This is a genomic window from Hubeiibacter jixunmingi (assembly GCF_041928215.1).
Lineage (GTDB): Bacteria > Pseudomonadota > Gammaproteobacteria > Pseudomonadales > Moraxellaceae > Acinetobacter.
In genome coordinates this window covers 1-22,429 of sequence record NZ_JBHFHK010000036.1, presented here as the reverse complement: position 1 = coordinate 22,429, position 22,429 = coordinate 1, and the positions used below count along the sequence as shown (strand labels likewise).

Genomic DNA, 22,429 nt, shown 5'->3' with positions numbered 1-22,429 from the left:
CATTGGGCATCAGTAAGTGTTAGTCTATTCATATAATCAGAATAACTGATTTTCTTTGTATGTCAACACACCCTAATCCAGTAATGGTTGGTGGTGTGCCACCAGTTAAAAAGCGGTAAGCACCTTCAACGGACTTTGTATTCCCTAAAGTATCTGAAGTATTTTGTGTGCCACTGCCTAGACGTGCAAATGCACTATAATTGTTCTGATCAAATTCTGAGGCGGTCTTGGTCTTATCTTGATAATAATTTGTCGGTGCAACTTCTGTAACCAATTTATTTAGGCGATGTGCTGAAAAATCATTATATTTATCATTTAATTCTGCAGCTTGCATTTTAACAATTTGATCTTCAGTAAGATCATTTGCATCGTTACGTGCTGCAATTTTATAGTCATATCCCAAATGATGACCAAACTTCAAAGATTGACTAAATATATTTGAAGTATTGTGCATCGCTGATGCCACGTACTGTGGATCAATCACAGTCGCTACACCCGTCTCGATATTCGCGACACTAAAGTCAGGCATAGCTATGCCTTTAGGTAATACTGTTCCTAAAACTTTTCCGCTTTTATCTTTGATTTGAACATCTGTGGCACCAACAGAAAATGCACCTTTATTTTCAGCAAAGTCACGAAAAACTTGATAATCAATGTCATCACGTACTGTAGAGGCGTGTACTTGGGTCATGAGTACACAAGTCATTGCACTGACTAGCAAAGAACGTCGAAAAATAAAAGAAGAGTTAGACATAAGGTTACATCCTAAATTAAAGTTATCTTGTCAAATTTAGTAGAATACTATTGAGACAAAAATCATACATTAATTAAAGATTAGCATATAAAAACTATACAATACAGTATCTTTACAAATATTCGATGCATAAATTTGTATCATGAAATTTGAGCACTTTTAGCATTTACAACTATTTGTTTTTGATTATAAATTTTATAAAAAATAACTAGAGAAAAAATAAAAAACGTTTACCACATACTTGCGGTAAACGTTTTGACTTTGAATAAAAGCGAATCAGTTCACATTTACGGTATTACTTCAATAAATGTTCAATTGCACTACGCTCTTCTTCAAGTTCATTCAAAGTGATATCGATGTATTTTTTGCTAAATTCATCAATTTCTAAACCTTGAACGATTTTGTATTCGCCGTTTTCTGTCGTAACAGGGAAACCAAACATCACGCCTTCTGGAATACCATAAGAACCGTCAGATGGGATACCCATAGTTACCCACTCACCGTTAGTACCCAAAGCCCAATCACGCATATGGTCAATTGCAGCATTTGCAGCAGATGCAGCAGAAGACAAACCACGTGCTTCGATGATCGCAGCACCACGTTTACCTACTGTAGGCAAGAACACATTCGCATTCCATTCTTGATCATTGATCAAGTCTTTGACATTTTTGCCATCAACAGTTGCAAAACGGTAGTCAGCGTACATTGTTGGAGAGTGGTTACCCCAAACTGTTAATTTTTTGATGTCTTTAACTTGTGTGCCTGTTTTCTTCGCAACTTGTGTCAATGCACGGTTATGGTCTAAACGCAACATTGCAGTAAAGTTTTTAGATGGTAAATCTGGTGCAGATTTCATTGCGATATAAGCATTTGTATTTGCTGGGTTACCGACAACCAATACTCTTACATCACGACTTGCAACATCGTTTAATGCTTTACCTTGTACTGTAAAAATTTTTGCATTTTCTTGTAAAAGATCCGCACGTTCCATACCTGGACCACGTGGACGCGCGCCTACCAACAATGCATAATCAGCATCTTTAAATGCAACGTTAGGGTCATCAGTACCGATGACATCCGCCAACAATGGGAATGCACAGTCATCAAGCTCCATGATCACGCCTTTCAATGCTTGCTGTGCTTTATCTACAGGTACTTCAAGCAATTGTAAAATTACAGGTTGATCTTTACCAAGCATTTCACCGCTAGCAATACGGAATAACAAGCTATAGCCAATTTGACCAGCAGCACCAGTTACGGCAACACGAACAGGTTGTTTCATCATTGTCTCCAACAAAGTATTTTAAACATTACAAAGATGGAGATTGTGCTTCATCTTTGCTGTAGTATCTCGATTGTACTCTATTCCTAAAAGCCTTGCATCTAAAACCTAAGTAGATGCAACAAAAGTCGAATAATTTGTTTTACTTTTTGGGTAGATTGTTTACAAACTTGTTGTTTTAAGCAGCAATAGATTGATTTTAGTCAAAATTCAATAAATCAAATATTTTTAATATGAACCTTGCACGACCATCTGTGCACCACAGCTATTGCTCATACGTTCAACACGACATGCCTGATATCGACCACCTGCGTTATAACATACTCTAACTTGAGTAAGCACTGGTGTACCATTACGCTGATTTTGACAACTAAATTGTACTGACTGTGCAGGCATGTTTGGATTCAATTGCATAAAGCGACGTTGTAAACCATCTCGATAAACACGAATAGTATTTGGCGTGGTCACTTCAGATGGGATATTCAAACTGTCTGCATAAGTAACCATCGTACGAAAATATTGTGACGCGTTCATTTCTACACAGCCACCTACACTACGCCACAAACGCACTTGTGCATTCTCATCGGGCATAATTCTCATTAATAAACGTTTTTGTACAGGGGTGAGATAAAAAGAGTTTGAAGTTTCGCATTGTCGTGGATTTACACCATCAGGCAAAAGTCCTATCACTGATAAAGAATAACCTTCTAGGCATTGGCGAGTGCGATTTTGTTGTGGATTAAGACGGCATGTTGCTGGTGACATTTCAATATCTAGCACAAAACCTGTTGGTGCAGCATGAGCCTTACTTGCCAGTGCGCAAGTAACGACTGTCGCTGCAGCCAGATAACTGCCTTGTGTGAATGTAGAGAAAAGCCACATTTTCATCATAATTAACCCAAATTATTGTGTAGGAACGGGATACATAAAACGATTTAGATTTGTTCCGCCTTGACCAAAGTGTACACCATAATGCACAGCATTAGTGATAATATGTTTTACATAATCACGTGTTTCCAAAATAGGAATCGTCTCAGCATAACGGTCTGCATCCATAGGCTGGTCGGTTGGCATCCAACATCTAGCACGATTTGGACCAGTATTATAGCCTGCTGTCGCCACCATTGGATGACCACCTAATTTACTTTGAATATCTCCAAGATAGAACGTGCCATAACGTACATTGGTATCGGCTTGTCTTAGGTTTGCAGGATTATAACTTTCACCTAACTGACGTGCAATCACACGACCTGTCTCTGGCATGACCTGAAACATGCCTGTAGCACCAACACCTGATCGTGCATAAGTATTAAAACGACTTTCTTGACGTGCAATACCATAAGCCCACGCTGGATGGATGCCTGCACTTGCACTATGCCGCACAACTAGGTTTTGGTAAGGCATCGGATAACGCAAGGTATAATTATGGCGATTTGTAGTGCGATCGGCAGCAAAAATTGAACGATCACGCCACCCCATGGCATCGGCACGCTGTGCTGCTGCAATGATCAGTGCATCATCTTGTCGATTTGCTGCTTGGCGTACCGCCCAGTTCCACTCTCTGTTACTGTAAGCATCAGGCGCACCGATGTCTTTTAAACTAAATGCACGAGCAAAATGAATGTCTTGATCAACTCGAGCGATGTCATTTGCAGTAGGCACATAATCATTCGGTTCATTCACATAATCTTGCTTGAGACGCATACGAGACAGTAAACCATGATAATCATCAGATCTTGCCAATCTTTGATAAATGCTGGTTGCTTGATTCATGCTGTTGCGGTCATTGCTGGCTTCCAAAGCACGTGCGACCCAATATTGCCAACAGTCTTCTTGCTGTTGTGCTGGATGCATGGTATTGATCGCACGTATTACAGCACCCCAATTGGCAAAGCGAATTGCCTGTCTTGCGTAAAGCTCAGACTCTTCTGGACTAAATGGAAAGCCTTGACTTTGTTCAAAATATTGTAAAGCTAAAGGATTAAATCCATTTTTGACAATCGTATTTGCACCAACATAACCTACAGTACGGTAAATATAGCGTGCAAATTGGGCATCTGCACCATTGGCAATACTCGGTGCGAGACTGAATGCTTGATTTAAATCATTATTTGCCAACAATCCCAAAGCAAAAATCAGGTAAACTTGTTGCACAAAGTCATTCTTATTTGGATTACTATACAAATAGCTCGCTGGATTGGCATAAATAGCATTTAACTGAGAAAGTTGTACATTCAAACCCATTGCATTTGCAGTGTTCAATGTTGCACCAATATCACCCGCACGGGCAACCACGAATAAACGCTGTATTCTGTCAAGCTGTGACATACTCGGATGATTAATGATATTACGAGCTAAACTTTTGCATAATTCTGGCTGTTTTCGATCATCCATTTTGAGCAAAGCATCGCGATAATCATCTTTACTGATTGGCTGTCCCAAACTGGCTTTGATTTGAGTAATTGCACAAGCTTCAGACTCATCAGCATTCATCACCAAAGGAATCAATACCGCTGGTGTACGTGTATCACCAATTTTTACTTTTTCTTCAATATAATCTGCAATCAATTTTTCTGTCATCGCAGTCTGTGGATGACGTTGTGCAAATTGTAAAATCTGTTCTACTGGTTGGGTTGCAATATTTTGATTAAGAATAAAATATTCTGGATAGTAACCCAAAGCACTACCTTGCATCTGCTGTTGATGCTGATATAACGCTGTAAGATTGCCACGACTGTTTGCTGTCAAAGCATCATTAAACAAAAAGTCTTGGCTGTGATCGATATTATTGGCACGGCTAGGTTGAGTACTACTACACGCAGTCAAGAAAATCGAAAAAGCCACAGCACTTAAGGGCAAGCTCTTACGGATTTTGTGAGGTTGTTGTGCAGAATGAATAACCTGAGCCATACATGATTCCTAAATTTCAAAACAACTATACCAGCCCAATAAAAAGCCATTCACACAAATAGCAAGCTGATAAATTAGCAATTAGTCTTAGTCGTGTATTCTAAAACAAAATCAACGCACTAAAGTACGCTATTTTGTTATATTGTTGTTTATAAATATCTCTCAAAACTGATGTTACTTGGTTGCACTTTGTAAATTCTCGATGTATAAACCTGTTGTGTTATACAACTTCATATTCTTTTGATTAATAGCTATACACCCCCGTCGCTGTTGCGATGAGTATATTTTTTTCATTATGTAAATCCATTCGTACAGTGGCACTCTTACGTCCAACGCGTAATGCATGTGCAGTAGCAATAAAATGTCCACCTGCACCAGGAGCGAGATAATCCACTCGCATATCCAGAGTTGCTACTTTACTCGCACGTTTTGCCAATAGATGTTTTTCATCGATTTGATGACGATATAATTCGGCAATCACCAAAGCACCACCTACTGTATCTAATAGAGTCGCTGTCGCACCGCCATGTAGAATTTGAAAATGTGCATTACCAACCAAATGTGGACGCATTTCTGCATAGACTTGTAGCTGTTCATCCACAACACGCATGACAAAATGATTATGAATAAAAAATGGCGAATGATTAAATACATCACTCACATGCTGTAAAATTTCTACAAAACTTTCTACATGTTCGGGAAACTGATATTGTGACGCATCCACATATTCTTGATTCATCTTCGACTGTCCAAATGTATTTTCAAAAAGAGACACTGCCCTAATCGGGCTAAGATAACAAAATCTTAGCAATAAAATCAACATGAAGATAAAGATATATTTTTGCTCTACATTAAAAAAAGTCCTACAATAGCCAATAATTTATCGATCTTGGAATATTGCAATGTCTTATCATTTTAATCGTCCTGCTTTTCCTGCCACACGTATGCGTCGTATTCGTAAAAATGATCAACTTCGCCAAATGGTAAGCGAAACACATTTATCCGCAGCCCATTTGATCTATCCTGTGTTTGTTTTACCAGGCGAAAAGCAGCAACAAGATATTAGCAGTATGCCAAATATTCAGCGTCTATCTGCAGATTTATTATTAAAAAAAGCTGAAAAATTGCTTGATCTTGGTGTCAGTAAATTGGCGATTTTTCCTGTCACACCACAACAAGACAAATCTCTGACTGCCGAGAATGCTTGGGATGATCAAGGTTTGGTACAACAAACTTGTCGTTTACTCAAGCAACATTTGCCAGAAATGGTATTGATCACAGACGGTGCTTTAGACCCATATACCACACATGGTCAAGATGGCATCATTAATGATAATGGCTATGTACTAAATGATGAAACTATTGATTGCCTTATCAAGCAAGCACTTAGCCATGCTGCGGCAGGTAGTGATGTGATTGCACCTAGTGATATGATGGATGGGCGAATCGGTGCGATCCGTCATGCTTTGGAGCAAAATGGTTTTATTGATACCAGTATCATGGCGTATTCTGCCAAATATGCATCTAGCTACTACGGCCCATTTCGTGATGCGGTTGGCTCAGCCAGTAATCTAAAAGGTGGTAATAAATACAGCTACCAAATGGATGTTGCAAATCGCAATGAGGCGTTGCATGAAGTGGCTCTAGATATTCAAGAAGGTGCAGATATGGTCATGGTCAAACCAGGTATGCCATATTTGGACGTAGTAAGAGATGTCAAAGATACTTTTGGTGTGCCGACCTTCGTTTATCAAGTGAGCGGTGAATATGCCATGCATATGGCAGCAATTCAGAATGGTTGGTTATCTGACAGTGTCATTTTGGAATCATTATTAAGCTGTCGTCGTGCGGGTGCAGACGGAATCTTGACGTATTTTGCTGAAGTGGCAGCAGAAAAGTTACAGCAAATAAAATAATATTATTTTCATCCATGACATATATGGATAAATAAAGTCGTTTAATATTTTTTTAATCATCTTATCAATAAAATAAACCCCAAAAGCTATGTCTAACTTTTGGGGTAGCATTTAAAAATATATTTTAAATAACCATGACAAGGGTAAATTACATACCACGTGCTGCACGTTTACGATCGTTTTCACTTAAGAAACGCTTACGAATACGGATTGATTTTGGTGTTACTTCAACCAATTCGTCATCTTCGATAAATTCTAACGCTTGCTCAAGGGTATAATCTAATGCAGGTGTCAATACAATCGCATCATCCGTACCTGACGCACGCACGTTAGTCAATTGTTTTGCTTTGGTTGGGTTCACGACCATGTCGTCAGAACGTGAATTGATACCCACGATCATGCCTTCATAGACTTCCATTTGCGGTTTAGCAAATAGACGACCACGCTCTTGTAAGCTGAACAATGCATAACCCAAGCATACGCCTTGCACCATAGAAATCAACACACCGTTTTGGCGTTTTGCCACGCTACCTTCTTTGGCAGGACCATAATGCGAGAAGCTCGATGTCATGATACCTGTACCAGAAGTCATGGTTAGGAATTCTGAACGGAAACCGATCAAACCACGTGAAGGTACAGTAGCTTCAATACGGATACGACCTTTACCATCGACTTCCATATTGGTCAATTCGCCTTTACGATGACCCATTTGTTCCATTACAGAACCTTGATGTTGCTCTTCAACGTCAAAAGTCACGTTTTCATATGGCTCTTGTTTAACGCCGTCGATTTCTTTCATGATCACTTGTGGACGAGAAACACCTAATTCAAAGCCTTCACGACGCATATTTTCAATCAATACAGACAAGTGCAATTCACCACGACCTGATACTTTGAATGCATCTGGGCTGTCTGTTTCTTCTACACGCAATGCCACGTTATGAATCAATTCACGATCTAAACGCTCACGAATATTACGAGAAGTAACAAACTTACCTTCTTTACCTGCAAATGGTGAGTTGTTTACTTGGAAAGTCATCGATACAGTTGGCTCATCTACAGACAATGGTGGTAGGGCTTCAACTGCTTTTGGATCACAAATGGTATCTGAAATGCTTAGCTCATCAATACCTGTGATACACACGATATCACCTGCTGATGCTTCATCGATATCAATACGCTCAAGACCATGATAGCCCATAATTTTTAGGATACGACCGTTACGTGTCTTACCATCTTTGTCAATTACAGTTACAGGTGTATTCGTTTTTACTGAACCACGTTGAATACGACCTACACCAATAACACCTACAAAGCTGTTATAGTCAAGTGAAGAGATTTGCATTTGGAATGGACCATCCACATCAACATGTGGCGGTTCAACAATATCAACAATCGTTTCAAATAATGGTGTCATATCTGGTGCAAGATTTTCAGGCTCATGACCTGCGATACCATTGATACCAGAAGCATAAACGATAGGGAAATCTAACTGTTCGTCAGTCGCACCCAAGTTATCGAACAAATCAAATACTTGGTCAATTACCCAGTCTGCACGTGCAGATGGCTTGTCAATTTTGTTGATGATGACGATTGGTTTTAAACCACGTGCAAAAGCTTTTTGCGTTACAAAACGTGTTTGTGGCATTGGACCTTCTTGTGAATCGACCAATAAAAGTACGCAATCCACCATCGACATCACACGTTCTACTTCACCACCAAAGTCGGCGTGTCCTGGGGTGTCCACGATGTTAATACGGTATTCAGTATCAGTACGTTTATCCGTCCATTTGATGGCAGTGTTTTTCGCCAAAATGGTAATCCCACGCTCGCTTTCTAGGGCGTTTGAGTCCATCACACGTTCAATCTCGCCAGCACGTTCGCCCAAAGCACCTGATTGTTGCAATAATTTATCAACCAGTGTTGTTTTACCATGGTCGACGTGAGCGATAATTGCGATGTTACGCAAAGTTTTAATATCAGACATAAAAATCTCGAAGAGTGAATAAATACCATGCACTAAGGTGAATAAAAACCAACGGGTATACTGAACATAAACCACATAAGTTATCAATCGCTACCATCATGCTGATGTTTAATTGTTTTTTGTTGCTCACAAAGTTAGAAATTTAGACACTGCTTAACCGCACTTTTTGTTACATCTCACTGACATAACGAATAAAAATGCAAAACAAAGCGTGATTTATCCTACTTTTGACGACAAAATTGCAAGTTCAACATACCCTATACATGGTATTTTTAGAAATAGTCGGGCGAATTATACAGATTAAAGCCTTTGGCTGAAATATTTTTTTCGTATTTTTTTAATGCAGTGTCATAAAGGTGACTTTTTCAACAAAATTAAGCTTAAAAAAGATGCCGTTCTCCAAGTGCAATCATCATTAAATTTTCCACACTGCATATTAACAGAGGTTAAAATTCAACCAAAAGTATTTTTATGTAAAAATTATTTTAAATAATGTATGGTTTTCTTTGCCATTGTAGCGATTTGCCATTAAAATAAGCTGCTTTTAAACTGTCCCAATTTAAGTTGATGGTATTATGAGCGATATTACTCCGCAACAACCGAGCGAACTCATCTACGGTATAGATGACCGCCCTGCCCCTCTCGCTGCTTTTCTTGCTGCATTACAACATTTACTTGCGATTCTTGTGCCAATCATGACCCCCGGGTTATTGATTTGTGGTGCTTTGGGTGTTCCTGCCCACGAGACGACCATGATTTTGTCGATGTCATTGATCATCTCAGGTATCGCAACCTTTTTACAATGCCGTAAGTTTGGTCCACTCGGTGCAGGTTTATTGATTGTACAAGGTACCAGCTTTAACTTTATTGGTCCAATCATTGGTATTGGTGCGGCGATGGTGGCGAGTGGCACACCGTATCAACAGGTGATGGCAGCCATTTTCGGCGTAGTAATCGCTGGTGCATTTATTGAAATGGGTGTATCACAAATCCTACCTTGGGTGAAAAAGCTGATTAATCCTTTGGTCACAGGTATTGTCGTACTATTGATTGGTTTAACACTGATCAAAGTTGGCTTAATCGGTATGGGCGGCGGCTATGGTGCAATGGCTGATGGTACATTTGCGAATGCACAAAATATGATTTTGTCATGCACTGTATTGGCGATTATCATTATTTTAAACCGTCTAAATATCACTTGGATGCGTAGTGCATCGATTTTGTTAGCACTCATCATTGGTTATATTATTGCTGCGGTAATGGGCTTATTAGATTTTAAAGCATTCCACGATGCACCAGTATTTGCTATCCCACAGCCATTGCATTATGGTATTTCTTTTGATTGGTCGCTATTTATTCCTTTTGCCTTTATTTATTTGGTCACATCTTTGGAAGCGATTGGTGATATTACCGCAACCAGTAAAATTTCCCAACAGCCAGTGACAGGCGATACCTGGATGCAACGCATTAAAGGTGGTGTGTTGGTGAATGGTACCAACTCATTGCTTGCAGGTATTTTTAATACCTTCCCAAGTTCTGTATTTGCACAAAATAATGGTGTAATTCAATTGACTGGCGTAGCAAGTCGTTATGTGGGCTTTTGGATTGCAGGAATGTTGGTGATTTTGGGCTTATTTCCAAAAATTGCAGGGATTGTACAAGCTGTGCCAGCTGCGGTTTTAGGTGGTGCGGTGATGGTGATGTTTGGTGCTGTCGCAGCATCAGGAATCAATATTTTAGCAAGTACAAAACTTGACCGTCGTGCGTTGTTGATTATTGCGATTTCTTTAGGTTTAGGCTTGGGAATTGCACAAGTACCAGAGTTTTTAAAACATATGCCACAGTTGATTCAAAATATTTTTAGTTCTGGTGTTGCAACGGGTGGTATTGCGGCATTGGTGCTTAACTTAGTTTTGCCAGCAATGGATGATCAACCAGCTTCGCAAGGCGAACAAATGTAAAAGTTCTGCAAAAACGCATACATAAGGGAAATAAATATAATGTTTATTTCCCTTATTGATTTACAGAAAACCGAATTCTGCATTTTTTTATAAAAATATTAAATATGATCACTTAAAATATCAGTTATCATATTCAATGTTTTTTTAACTAGGTAATGTCATTATGGATGCCAAAAGTCAAGTTGTGCTACGTCAAGCTGAATTAATGCAAGGTCGTGTTTTATTGATTAATCCGCCGAGTGATGATTTAGCAATAACACTATTACAGCATAATAGCCAAAGTGTCGCAATGTGGTGTTGGAATCATTCGGATTATCAGTATCTAAATCGATTAAAGACTGAAAAAAATCAACAGCAATTACAGTCTATTCATTTCGATATATTACCACCTGTTGAACATTATGATAATGTTATTATTTTTGTACCGAAAGCCAAGGCTTTATTGCATTATATCATCCACCAGCTGATTCAAACACTTGATCTAAATAGCAATATTTATTTGGTTGGTGAAAAAAATGCAGGTATCGAAGGCAGCAGTAAACAACTCAAAGACTATGGTAAAGTCTTTAAAATAGATTCAGCACGCCATTGTCAATTATGGCAGTTTAATTTTAAATCAAATATAAAAGATGAATTTAAATATCAAGCCGAACAATATGGTATTCAAGATTATGATTTAAATCTCAAAGATTTTATGAATGAAAAAAATATTCAGCTTAATATCCAAAGTATGGCTGGCGTATTTAGTCAAAATCGTTTGGATATAGGTACTGCACAGCTTTTACCATTTTTAAATCAAGTCAAATCAGGCAAGATTTTAGATTTTGGTTGTGGTTCGGGTATTATGGGTTTAATCCTTGCTAAACTTAATCCGAATAATCATATTGTGGCTGTGGATGTTGATGCCTTTGCATTACATTCAACACGTTTAAACTTTGAAAAGCATGGACTTTCTCAGCAATTGACTACTATCGCCATTACAGATATACAAAATCTCAGCCAGCAAGCAGAGTTTCAACATGCCTTTGATGTGATTATTAGTAACCCACCTTTTCATCAAGGCGTAAAAACAGATTATCAAGCCAGTGAAAATCTATGTGAGCACAGCAAGAAATTGCTAAATAATCATGGTGAATTATGGCTGGTATTTAATGACTTTCTAAACTACCCTAACCTACTTAAGACCTATTTTTCTGAAATCATTAGACACCATCATAAACATGGATTCTTAGTTATTTCAGCAAAGTAATCGATTTAGATGAAGTGGATTTGAATGAAAGGTTAGGGCTAAAAATTTATTTCTAAGTAAGTGGATAATATTAAGTTATAAAAGCCGTTCGTGGTGATGAGAGCTGTAGCTCGCAAGGAACCATAACGGTTTTCTTTTCTATGGTAGTTTAATTTTTACAAATAGTATTACACTTATCTAGAAGCAACACGATATCCACACAAATATAAAGGCTAAATAAGATTTAGCCTTTTAAATGTATCGTATCGATTTTTCACTTTATATAATTTTTTTAAACTGCTCGCCAGCGTTTTAACAACCAGTATAATAATGGCCATATCACGATACTAGTGATGATGCTTTGAAATTCGGATAAAATAGAAATCTTTGCACCTGAAGCCAATAAGAATCCCAAAACAATTAAACCATATATCAATACGCACATCGCAAAAATCAACCAAAGCTGTAATTGCGTCATAATACGTTTTTCACGAGTGAAATAACGCACGGCATAACTAATGATCACAAAAAGTAAAGCATTCAGCCCTAATGGCATTTCAAGCAATAAATCTGTCACCAAGCCAATAGCAAAGGCAAACCACACCCCTGTCCATACAGGCTGACACATTACCCAAAAAAACACCACCATGAGCATAAATGATGGACGCCAGTTACTGATCTGAAATGGCAAAGGATATACTGTCAATACTGAGGCAATCATCACTGAGATAATAATCGCCCAAAGTGGATCACGATGCTGTGCAAAGCTTTCCTTTTTAACGACTGACATGCGGTTGCTCCTGTGCCAAACCTTGAGTAAATAGCACGACCACATGGTAGCTACTCGCAAGGTCTGCTGCTGGCTTGACTGTGATTTGAGCAAATTCACCAGTATTGTGCTGTTGTACTGCGGTAATCGTACCAACCAAGTAGCCTGCAGGATAGCGTTCACCCAAGCCTGAGCTATAAACGACATCGCCTACTTTGACATCAGCAGTGGATGGTACATATTGCATTTCCAAAGCACCGTAGTCACCTGTACCAGAAACGATTGCACGCATACCAGTACGTTCAATACGTACAGAAATCGAGCTTTCTTTATTGGATAATAAAATCACTTTAGCACTGTTTGGATAAACAGCAACGATTTGTCCCACGATACCGCTACCATCTAACACAGTCTGCCCTTCATGCAATTGCTGACTCGCACCCTTATTGATAATCACAGCATGTTCTAAAGGATTAGGATCGACACCAATGATTTCAGCAATCATCACACGCCCATCGATCATCAATGGTGTATTGACTAAGCCACGCAAACGAGTATTTTCAGCAGAGAGTTCAGACAGTTTTTGTAATCGGACTTGGGCTTGTAGCAGTTCGGCTTTCAACGCAGTATTTTCACGTCCAAGATCTTGATCAGAACGGACTTGCAGTTGCAGCCATTTTTCCGAAACGACAGGATATTTGGCTACTGCATAGATAGGTGAGTACGCTGCACGAATCACTTGACGTACAGGCTCAATAAATCGACTAAATTGCCAGTTGATGAATAACAACACCAATGACGCAATAATTGCCAATATAAACGCACGAATTGACGGCGGTTGGCGTGTTAGGAGCGTTTGCACCGTCTGTTACCTTATTGAGTTGAATTGCAATTTTTACAGATTTACTAAAAATTAATCAACAAATAACATTTCGTGATTAGGATCATCAAAGTATTCCAATACCTTGCCACCACCACGTGCAACACAAGTCAATGGATCTTCAGCGATCATCACTGGTAAGCCTGTTTCTTTAGACAAAAGTCTATCTAAATTACGCAACAATGCACCACCACCAGTTAGAACGATACCACGCTCTGCCAAGTCAGATGACAATTCTGGTGGCGTTTGTTCTAGTGCTGTTTTGACTGCAGCAACGATATTGTTTAATGGCTCACGAATCGCTTCGAGTACTTCTTTTGAGTTCATTGTGAATGAACGTGGCACACCTTCAGCAAGGTTACGTCCACGTACTTCGATTTGCTCGTGCTGACCATCATCAAAAGCCATACCTACTTTTTGCTTGATCTGTTCAGCTGTGGTTTCACCAATCACGCAACCATGATGCTTGCGAGCATAGTTGATAATATGTTCATCAAACATATCACCACCGACTTTGATCGAATCAGAATAAACACAACCCTGCAATGCAATAATTGCAATCTCAGTTGTACCACCACCCACATCAACGACCATCGAACCACAAGCTTGCTCTACTGGTAAGCCAGCACCGATTGCGGCTGCCATTGGCTCTTCAATCAAGCGAACTTCTTGCGCGCCAGCGTTATACACTGCTTCACGAATGACACGACGCTCGACCAAAGTTGATTTGCATGGTACACAAACAACGACTTTTGGATGATTTGGCAAGATACCACGATCATTTACTTTACTGATAAATTGATGCAACATGGTCTCAGTCACTTCGATATCAGCAATCACACCATCCTTCATTGGACGAATCGCAGCAATATTTGCAGGTGTACGACCTAACATTTGTTTGGCGTCCTCGCCCACAGCAGCGACGATTTTTTGTGAACCACTATGGCGGATAGCAACCACCGTTGGTTCGTTTAAGATAATCCCACGATCAGGTGCGTAAATAAGTGTGTTTGCTGTACCCAAATCAATTGCTAAATTTGGAGAAAACCAGCCAAAAAGACGTTTAAAAAATATCACGGTTGCTTCTCAGTGTAATGAAGTGACTTTCCAAGTGCGTAACTTTAACGAAATGTGATGCAATGAACAAGTCAATCCTATATCATATTGACCATTATTTTACATTTTTTTTGTTCATTTAGGTGAAAATATGTCTAAAGACCCAAATTCTAGCACTGAACAGCTTGATGCCAGCACCGTACAACAAGTGGCAAAATTGGCAAAATTATCTTTTGATGAAGCTCAAGCCAACGCTACAGCCCACGGTTTAAACAAGATTTTGCATATGATGGATGCGTTACAGCAATTTGATACCGATGGTGTTGAACCGTTAAAAAACCCTTTTGACGACCATCAGCCACTACGCAAAGATATTGTAACAGAATATGACAAACGCCAAGATTATCAGCAAGTTGCCCCTGCAACACAAGATGGTTTGTATCTCGTGCCACGTGTAGTGGAATAATTCGATCAAATCGACTGATCACGACTGTTTTTATCTACTCACTTTTTTATCAAACAAGATTGGCATTTTTTTGACTAAATAAGTGAACTTACCAAATTGACCAAAATCTTATAGAGAAGATTGCAAATGACTGATTTACATTTACTTTCGATTCAAGAGATGAGTGAAGGATTAGCAAAAGCTCAATTCTCATCTCGCGAACTCACACAACACTATTTACAGCGTATTGCTCAATTAGATCAACGTATTAATAGCTTTATTACGGTAACTCCAGAGCAAGCACTGGCTGAAGCTGATGCCGCAGACCAATTACGCAAAGCGGGCAATGCAGGCGTACTTACTGGTATTCCTTTAGCACATAAAGATATTTTTTGTACCCAAGGCATCAAGACCTCTGCTGGCTCAAAAATGCTCGATAATTTTATCTCACCTTATGATGCGACAGTCGTTGCAAAAGCCAAACAAGCCGGCTTGGTGACTTTAGGTAAAGTCAATATGGATGAATTTGCCATGGGTTCGACCACGGAAAATTCATATTACGGTGCGACCAAAAACCCTTGGCAGTTAGATTGCGTTCCAGGTGGTTCGTCTGGTGGTTCTGCTGCCGTGGTTGCTGCGGATTTAGCACCTTTTGCGACAGGTACTGATACAGGTGGTTCTATTCGTCAGCCTGCATCTTTCTGTGGCATTACAGGTTTAAAACCGACTTATGGTCGTGTATCGCGTTTTGGTATGATTGCTTATGCATCCTCACTCGACCAAGGTGGCCCAATGGCTCGCTCTGCGGAAGATTGTGCCTATTTGATGAATGCCATTGCAGGTCATGATGAGCGTGATTCGACATCGGTCAATCGTGAAGTGGATGACTATGTGGCAAATCTCAACAAAACCGATTTAAAAGGTTTGCGTATCGGTATTCCAAAGCAATATTTTAATGTGCAAGGTTTAGCGGCTGATGTTAAAGCGCGTGTAGAAGAATCGTTAAAACAACTTGAGCAACTCGGTGCGACGTTGGTAGAGATTGATTTGAGCATGGTGGATGCTTATGTACCGACCTATTACTTAATCGCTCCTGCTGAAGCATCATCGAACCTTTCTCGTTATGATGGTGTGCGTTATGGCTATCGCTGTGAAAATCCAAGCGACTTGAATGATTTATATACGCGTTCTCGTTCAGAAGGTTTTGGTGAAGAAGTACAACGCCGTATCTTAATTGGAACGTATGCCCTATCAGCAGGTTATTATGATGCTTATTATGTCAAAGCACAAAAAGTCCGTCGCTTAATTCAACAAGATTTCTTAAAAGCCTTTGAGCAAGTCGATGTGATTGCGTCACCATCTGCCCCGACCACTGCTTATAAAATCGGTGCATCATTAGACCCAGTGGAATTGTATTTGGGTGATATTTACACGCTTGCGGTGAATTTAGCGGGCTTACCTGCGATTAACGCCCCTGTTGGCTTTGACGCACAACAATTGCCAGTCGGTTTACAATTGATTGGTAATTATTGGTCTGAAAGTCAATTATTATCCATTGTTCATCAATATCAACAACATACTGATTGGCATACACAACGTGCCGAGCTTGCGAAGGAGACTGTGTAATGGCAAAGTTGATTGACGGTTGGGAAGTGGTGATTGGTTTAGAAATTCACACCCAATTGAACACCAATTCAAAAATTTTCTCTGGTTCAAGTATCGCTTTTGGTGCTGAACCGAATACGCAAGCCAGTTTGATTGATTTGGCTTTACCAGGGGTGTTACCTGTACTAAATGCCGAAGTGGTGAATAAAGCCATTCGTTTTGGTTTGGGCATCAATGCCGAAATTGACCGAGCATCGGTCTTTGCCCGTAAAAATTATTTCTACCCTGACTTACCAAAAGGCTATCAAATCAGTCAAATGGACAATCCTATTGTCGGTAAAGGTCATGTGGACATTTTCCTTGAAGATGGTACAAGCAAACGTATTGGCGTAACCCGTGCCCACTTGGAAGAAGATGCAGGTAAATCGTTGCATGAAGATTTTGCAGGTATGACAGGCATTGACCTTAACCGTGCAGGTACACCATTATTAGAAATCGTGTCTGAACCTGATATGCGTTCGACTGAAGAAGCGGTGGCGTATGTGCGAGCTATTCACACACTGGTGCGTTGGTTAGGCATTTCTGATGGTAACATGGCGGAAGGTTCATTCCGTTGTGACTGTAACGTGTCTATCCGTCGCCCAGGCGATGAGTTTGGTACACGTTGCGAATTGAAAAATATCAACTCGTTCCGTTTTATTGAAAAAGCCATTGATGTCGAAATCGAACGTCAAATCGACATCTTAGAAAGTGGCGGTCGTATCGTACAAGAAACCCGTTTATTTGACCCAAATAAAATGGAAACCCGTTCGATGCGTTCTAAAGAAGAAGCTAACGATTACCGTTATTTCCCTGATCCAGACTTATTGCCAGTGCATATTTCTGAGCAGCAAATCGCCGATATTCAAGCCGATATGCCTGAGCTACCAACCGCACGTCGTGAGCGTTTTGTGGCAGATTATCAATTGCCAGAATATGACAGCCGTGTTTTGACGCAATCACGTGATATGGCTGATTATTTTGAAAATGTGGTGAAATTAGTCGGTGATAGCAATGCCAAGATCGCTGCTAACTGGGTCATGGGTGAATTGTCTGGGGCGTTGAATAAAGCCAATCTAGACATTACACAGTCGCCTATTTCTGCGGCACAATTGGGCGGTATGATTGCACGTATTGCGGACAACACCATCAGCGGTAAAATCGCCAAGCAAGTGTTTGCTTATCTGTGGGATAGCGAAGGCAAATCAGCCGATGATATCATTGCAGAGCATGGTTTGAAGCAAGAAACCGATACAGGTGCGATTGAAGCCATCATCAAAGACGTGCTGGCAGCCAATGAAAAAATGGTCGAAGAATACAAATCAGGTAAGGAAAAAGCCTTTAATGGTTTGGTCGGTCAAGTGATGAAAGCATCAAAAGGTAAAGCCAACCCTGCTCAAGTCAATGAATTGATGAAGCAATTGATTGGGTAATTTTTTAGTGTGATAACAAAATCGGCAATAGCGAAAGTGATTGCCGATTTTTTGTATTGTGTTTTATAATGTTGTTTGTATTTTATAATTTATGAGTGCTACGGAATGTCATTTAAAAATATTGCGATTTTAATTGATGCGGATAATGCGTCAGCCAATATGTTTGCCAAAATTTTCACCCATATTGAAACATTAGGCAAAATTACTTGTCGTAAAATTTATGGCGATTGGGGACAAAGTAATCTTGGTTCGTGGCAGGAAAATATCTTAAAATATGCTTTAGAGCCGATGCAACAATTTGCCTATGTCAAAGGCAAAAATGCCACCGATATTGCCCTTGTGATTGAAGCGATGGATTTATTGCATAGCAACCAATATGATTGTTTTTGTTTGATTTCTTCCGATAGTGATTTTGCCAGTCTTGCGGTGCGTATTCGTAAAAACAATATTCCTGTTTATGGTTTTGGTGAGAAAAAAGCAGTCGTGTCTTTTCGTCAAGCCTGTACACAATTTATCGAAGTTGAAAATTTAAAAAATTATAACATTCAAAACGCAGTTTATGATATGCAACAATTGCGTAAAGAAAAGCCTTTAATCAATGCGATTAACGATATTTTGCAGAATATTCCACAAGGTGAATGGTTAAATATTGGCACTTTAGGTAGTTTATTAAATCAAAAATTGCCTGATTTTAGCCCGAAAAAATACGGCTATGCTAAATTATCCGCTTTAATTACTGCAATGCGTTTATATCAAATTAAACGTGATGATAAAGCTATCTTAGTACGAATTAAGCCCAAAGAAAATCATAGTAATTTGCCTGCTAAAAGTAATGCCAATACTGCTAATATTGCAAGCCAAGAACAAAAAACCTTAATCCTGAATAATAAAATTGAAATTATTATTCGCACAGCATTTGATACTGATGCAGTATTGTGGCGATTAAATACTCAGCAAAAAGTACGTGGCGATCATGATATGATTTTTTATGGACAAACAGACAGCGAAGATAATACGTTATCTTTCAATGTAGAACATGATAATCAGCATATTCTATCTCAATTTTCTTGTGACCTATCTAAACAACAAGGTGATGTACAAAAAATGGCGTTTTCATTAAGCAGTGAACAAGCCATTCCGCCACAAAATATTCAAGTCATGATTAATCAAAACAATATCTGTTTATTTCAAGGTGATTTTTTGATTCAACAGCCAAACCAACAAAGCGTGATTTTATTTGAGTTGATGAAACAAAGTAATGATTGGCGATTTATGGCTAAAAAGCAAACCTTTAATCAAGATTTACGAGCATTATGTGAGCATTATGGCATTGAAGTTAGTGATGATTAATTGATAATGCGGTAATCAAAAAGCAGTAAACCTAAATTTACTGCTTTTTTTATTTTTGAATATTTTAATCCAAAGTCTTTTCAAAGGCTTTTAGACGTTTATAGATAGATAATAATTCAATAATGGTCGGCCATGAATTAATCAAATATTGGAAAGCATTTCTCACTTGGTCAAATACATTACCGATTTGCGACATTAACCCCAAAGTCATTTTCCCTGCTGCAATACTTGGGAACAAAACCACTAGACTATAAATATTATCCAACTGCATATACCAAATACGCACTAAGTTAAAATATACATAGTGGAAATACAGTCTAAAATAATTACCACGCACGTTAGAGAATAATTGTTTTAAAGTAGGTGGATCAGCTCTATCGGCATGATCTTCGCCATAAACCAACTCTTTACGATAAGCTGCTTCAACTCTCTGATTATTAAATTCTAACCCAGGCAATTTTACGCCAACAATCGCCAAAATCGCTGTACCCAATATCGCCCAAACCACTGCTGCCCAGACCAACGAATGCTCTACTGCACCAATAATCGGTAACTCTGGTATTTTTTTCGATAATTCAAATAAAATCGGTAAAAAGGCAATCAAGGTCATCACTGACTTGACCAGTTGTACACCCAAATCTTCTAAAGTCTTGGCAAAACGCATCGTATCTTCTTGAATACGTTGTGATGCCCCTTCAATATGACGTAATTTCTCCCAATGACTAGTATAATAATCATTCATCGCAGTACGCCAGCGAAATACATAATGGCTAACAAAAAAGGTATTCAATACATAAATCGTCACATATACCATAACGATATATAAGAAAACCATAATATTACTATATAATAATTTGACATCACCACCAGTCGTTAACATCTGTTGGATCAAATCATAAAATGGATTATACCAAGCGTTAATTAACACGCCCACTTCCACGTTAAACCAAATATTAAATAAAATAAATGCCGTTCCCCATACCGACCATAATTGCCATGGATTTTTAGAGAATATTTTCCAAAATACGGCAAATAATACCGTCGCCGTAGCAAACCATAAATAAAACCACATTTTGGCATAAGTGGTAAATGCAAAAACATTAATCGGGCCTTTTTCATCCGCATAACCTTTGGGGAATCCTATAAATTCTCCCCAAGACTTACCCCCTAAATACCAAGCACTCATACATATAGCAACCCATATGAAAGCACTCAAAAAAAACCACCTTGGATTTGGAAAAAATGACTTGAACATGACTATCCTTGATAATATCAACACGAAGTAAATTTGCATTATGCGTTAAATAAATCTAAAAGCAATATCTATTCAGCCGAGAAATATCATTAAATCATCAAAATATTGATTTTATATTGATTTTATTTTGCTTTTATTCTAAACATTTTATAAAATTTATACATGATTTACCAAATAGCTCAAAGATTATACAATGAACCGTTTTTTTATCGCCGATGACTTTGCCCTAGCCCAATCCTATACCTTACCTGAAAATGTGTTTCACCATTGGACACGGGTTTTGCGTGCCAAAGTCGGTGAACAAGCCATTGTGTTTAATGGCAAAGGCGGTGAATATTTTGTTGAATTAAGCAATATTGATAAAAAATCTGCACAAGTAAATATTTTAGATTTTTATCCTAAAAATCGTAATTTGGCGGTAAAAGTCACGCTCGGGCAAGTGATGAGCAAAGGCGACCGTATGGATTATGCTATTCAAAAAGCCACGGAATTGGGCGTGCATCAAATCCAACTTTTGACCAGTGAACGCTGTGAAATGCGTTTAAAATACGACCGTGACCAAAAGAAAATCGAACATTGGCAAGCCGTGGCAATCGCTGCTTGTGAGCAATGCGGTTTAAATCTCGTGCCTGAAGTACTTGCCCCAATGTCGGTGCAAGATTGGACTCGCCAAGTGCAAGCCGATTTGAAATTGGTATTGGCATTGAGTGATGGCAAGATGCAATTCGCTCAGCCTTTACCCCAAAATATTGCCCTATTGGTCGGTGCAGAAGGCGGATTGAGCGATGCCGAAATTACGGATTCGGTACAGCAAGGCTTTGTCAAATGGACGATTGGCAAGCGTGTATTACGTACCGAAACCGCACCTGTGGCGGCACTGGGCGTGTTAAATTTTTTGGCTGAATAATTTTTTTGATGATTATTATTTGATTTACTTTTATACTAAAATCATTGAAAATTGAGTGTAAATTCTATGACCACTTGGCAAGCCCATGTTACTGTAGCAACCATCATCGAACAAGATGGTAAATTTTTGATGGTAGAAGAATACGGCAAAGAAGTCGGGCGTAATGTACTCAATCAACCTGCTGGACATGTCGAAGCAGGCGAAAGCATTCAAGAAGCAGCTATCCGTGAAACCTTGGAAGAAACAAGCTATCGAGTAGAATTAACTGATTTATTAGGCATTTATACTTATACGCCACCAATGGATTTATCACGTACCTATTATCGTTTTTGTTATATTGCCAAGGTCGTGGAAAAAACCGATTTGCCTTTGGATAGTGATATTATTCGCACGCATTGGATGAGTTTTGCTGAGCTTGAGCAGTCGATTGATTTGCGTAGTCCATTGATTTTGCATTGTATTAGAGATTATCTAAGCGGAAAACGCTTGCCTTTGGATTTGATTGATGAGCGATTTTTACATCCTAAGCCATTGATGATTCGGGTTTAATTTTTTTAATCTCAAATGCTTTTTATTAGGGCGTGTTGACAATTAACGCAAATTGATTATTGTTGCAGCCAGATAGATATTAGCAGCAAAAGATTCATCGGTT

The 22,429-nt window shown here is 39.0% G+C and carries 19 protein-coding genes; 9 read left to right on the top strand and 10 right to left on the bottom strand.

The annotated features are described in order from the left end of the window. Positions 1-28 precede the first annotated feature (28 nt). From ACEYX7_RS06970 to ACEYX7_RS06950, 5 genes are all read right to left on the bottom strand, one after another. Positions 29-754 (bottom strand): S6 family peptidase, encoded by a 726-nt coding sequence (locus ACEYX7_RS06970; RefSeq protein ID WP_374900364.1) that lies wholly within the window; start codon positions 752-754, stop codon positions 29-31. A gap of 295 nt (positions 755-1,049) precedes the next feature. Continuing rightward, entirely contained in the window at positions 1,050-2,036 is a 987-nt protein-coding gene (locus ACEYX7_RS06965; RefSeq protein ID WP_374900362.1) for a malate dehydrogenase, read from the bottom strand. Between the two features lie 228 nt (positions 2,037-2,264). Then, on the bottom strand, positions 2,265-2,924 hold the full coding sequence (locus tag ACEYX7_RS06960) for a T2 family ribonuclease (protein WP_374804110.1): 660 nt from the start codon (positions 2,922-2,924) through the stop codon (positions 2,265-2,267). A gap of 15 nt (positions 2,925-2,939) precedes the next feature. Next, positions 2,940-4,946, bottom strand: coding sequence for a lytic transglycosylase domain-containing protein (locus tag ACEYX7_RS06955; protein ID WP_374804112.1), 2,007 nt, complete (start codon positions 4,944-4,946; stop codon positions 2,940-2,942). Positions 4,947-5,190: 244 nt separating this feature from the next. Continuing rightward, on the bottom strand, positions 5,191-5,685 hold the full coding sequence (locus tag ACEYX7_RS06950) for a thioesterase family protein (RefSeq protein ID WP_374804113.1): 495 nt from the start codon (positions 5,683-5,685) through the stop codon (positions 5,191-5,193). 163 nt (positions 5,686-5,848) lie between these two features. On the opposite strand from ACEYX7_RS06950, the gene hemB reads away from it, so the two are divergent. After that, positions 5,849-6,862 carry a porphobilinogen synthase gene (gene hemB / locus ACEYX7_RS06945; protein ID WP_374807044.1) on the top strand — a complete coding sequence of 338 codons (1,014 nt, stop codon included), beginning with the start codon at positions 5,849-5,851 and terminating at the stop codon, positions 6,860-6,862. Between the two features lie 148 nt (positions 6,863-7,010). Here hemB and typA read toward each other — a convergent pair whose 3' ends face one another. Beyond that, positions 7,011-8,849 carry a translational GTPase TypA gene (typA, locus tag ACEYX7_RS06940; protein WP_374804115.1) on the bottom strand — a complete coding sequence of 613 codons (1,839 nt, stop codon included), beginning with the start codon at positions 8,847-8,849 and terminating at the stop codon, positions 7,011-7,013. Positions 8,850-9,424: 575 nt separating this feature from the next. Between typA and ACEYX7_RS06935 the strand changes: the two genes are divergently transcribed. Both ACEYX7_RS06935 and ACEYX7_RS06930 read left to right on the top strand, forming a co-directional pair. Next, complete coding sequence (locus ACEYX7_RS06935) at positions 9,425-10,810, top strand: nucleobase:cation symporter-2 family protein (RefSeq protein WP_374804117.1); 1,386 nt, start codon at positions 9,425-9,427, stop codon at positions 10,808-10,810. Between the two features lie 163 nt (positions 10,811-10,973). Beyond that, the gene (locus ACEYX7_RS06930; RefSeq protein WP_374807042.1) at positions 10,974-12,059 is read left to right on the top strand and encodes a methyltransferase; all 1,086 of its coding nucleotides are present in this window, start codon (positions 10,974-10,976) and stop codon (positions 12,057-12,059) included. A 271-nt stretch (positions 12,060-12,330) separates the two neighbouring features. On the opposite strand, the gene mreD is transcribed toward ACEYX7_RS06930, so the two are convergent. Genes mreD through ACEYX7_RS06915 form a run of 3 tightly spaced genes read right to left on the bottom strand, consistent with a single transcriptional unit; the run spans position 12,331 to position 14,761 of the window. After that, entirely contained in the window at positions 12,331-12,828 is a 498-nt protein-coding gene (gene mreD / locus ACEYX7_RS06925; protein WP_374804121.1) for a rod shape-determining protein MreD, read from the bottom strand. After that, a complete protein-coding gene (gene mreC, locus ACEYX7_RS06920) occupies positions 12,815-13,669 on the bottom strand; it encodes a rod shape-determining protein MreC (protein ID WP_374900361.1) in 855 nt (284 codons plus the stop codon). The genes mreD and mreC overlap by 14 nt, the downstream gene beginning before the upstream one ends. A 51-nt stretch (positions 13,670-13,720) precedes the next feature. Continuing rightward, positions 13,721-14,761 carry a rod shape-determining protein gene (locus ACEYX7_RS06915; RefSeq protein ID WP_374804133.1) on the bottom strand — a complete coding sequence of 347 codons (1,041 nt, stop codon included), beginning with the start codon at positions 14,759-14,761 and terminating at the stop codon, positions 13,721-13,723. A 133-nt stretch (positions 14,762-14,894) separates the two neighbouring features. Between ACEYX7_RS06915 and gatC the strand changes: the two genes are divergently transcribed. The 4 genes from gatC to ACEYX7_RS06895 all read left to right on the top strand — a co-directional run bounded on the left by gatC (position 14,895) and on the right by ACEYX7_RS06895 (position 19,615). Next, positions 14,895-15,209 (top strand): Asp-tRNA(Asn)/Glu-tRNA(Gln) amidotransferase subunit GatC, encoded by a 315-nt coding sequence (gene gatC, locus ACEYX7_RS06910; RefSeq protein WP_374804125.1) that lies wholly within the window; start codon positions 14,895-14,897, stop codon positions 15,207-15,209. A gap of 126 nt (positions 15,210-15,335) precedes the next feature. Then, the gene (gatA, locus tag ACEYX7_RS06905; protein WP_374804127.1) at positions 15,336-16,814 is read left to right on the top strand and encodes an Asp-tRNA(Asn)/Glu-tRNA(Gln) amidotransferase subunit GatA; all 1,479 of its coding nucleotides are present in this window, start codon (positions 15,336-15,338) and stop codon (positions 16,812-16,814) included. Then, entirely contained in the window at positions 16,814-18,265 is a 1,452-nt protein-coding gene (gatB, locus tag ACEYX7_RS06900) for an Asp-tRNA(Asn)/Glu-tRNA(Gln) amidotransferase subunit GatB (RefSeq protein ID WP_374804129.1), read from the top strand. Before gatA ends, gatB begins: the two co-directional genes overlap by 1 nt. Positions 18,266-18,370: 105 nt before the next feature. Continuing rightward, positions 18,371-19,615 (top strand): NYN domain-containing protein, encoded by a 1,245-nt coding sequence (locus ACEYX7_RS06895; protein WP_374900359.1) that lies wholly within the window; start codon positions 18,371-18,373, stop codon positions 19,613-19,615. Positions 19,616-19,679: 64 nt separating this feature from the next. Here ACEYX7_RS06895 and sbmA read toward each other — a convergent pair whose 3' ends face one another. Continuing rightward, positions 19,680-20,870, bottom strand: a complete 1,191-nt coding sequence (gene sbmA, locus ACEYX7_RS06890) for a peptide antibiotic transporter SbmA (RefSeq protein ID WP_374900358.1) — start codon at positions 20,868-20,870, stop codon at positions 19,680-19,682. Between the two features lie 193 nt (positions 20,871-21,063). Here sbmA and ACEYX7_RS06885 point away from each other — a divergent pair, with 193 nt between their 5' ends. Beyond that, the gene (locus tag ACEYX7_RS06885) at positions 21,064-21,777 is read left to right on the top strand and encodes a 16S rRNA (uracil(1498)-N(3))-methyltransferase (protein ID WP_374804721.1); all 714 of its coding nucleotides are present in this window, start codon (positions 21,064-21,066) and stop codon (positions 21,775-21,777) included. Between the two features lie 66 nt (positions 21,778-21,843). After that, positions 21,844-22,326, top strand: a complete 483-nt coding sequence (locus ACEYX7_RS06880; RefSeq protein WP_374804722.1) for an NUDIX hydrolase — start codon at positions 21,844-21,846, stop codon at positions 22,324-22,326. The last annotated feature ends 103 nt before the right edge of the window (positions 22,327-22,429 follow it).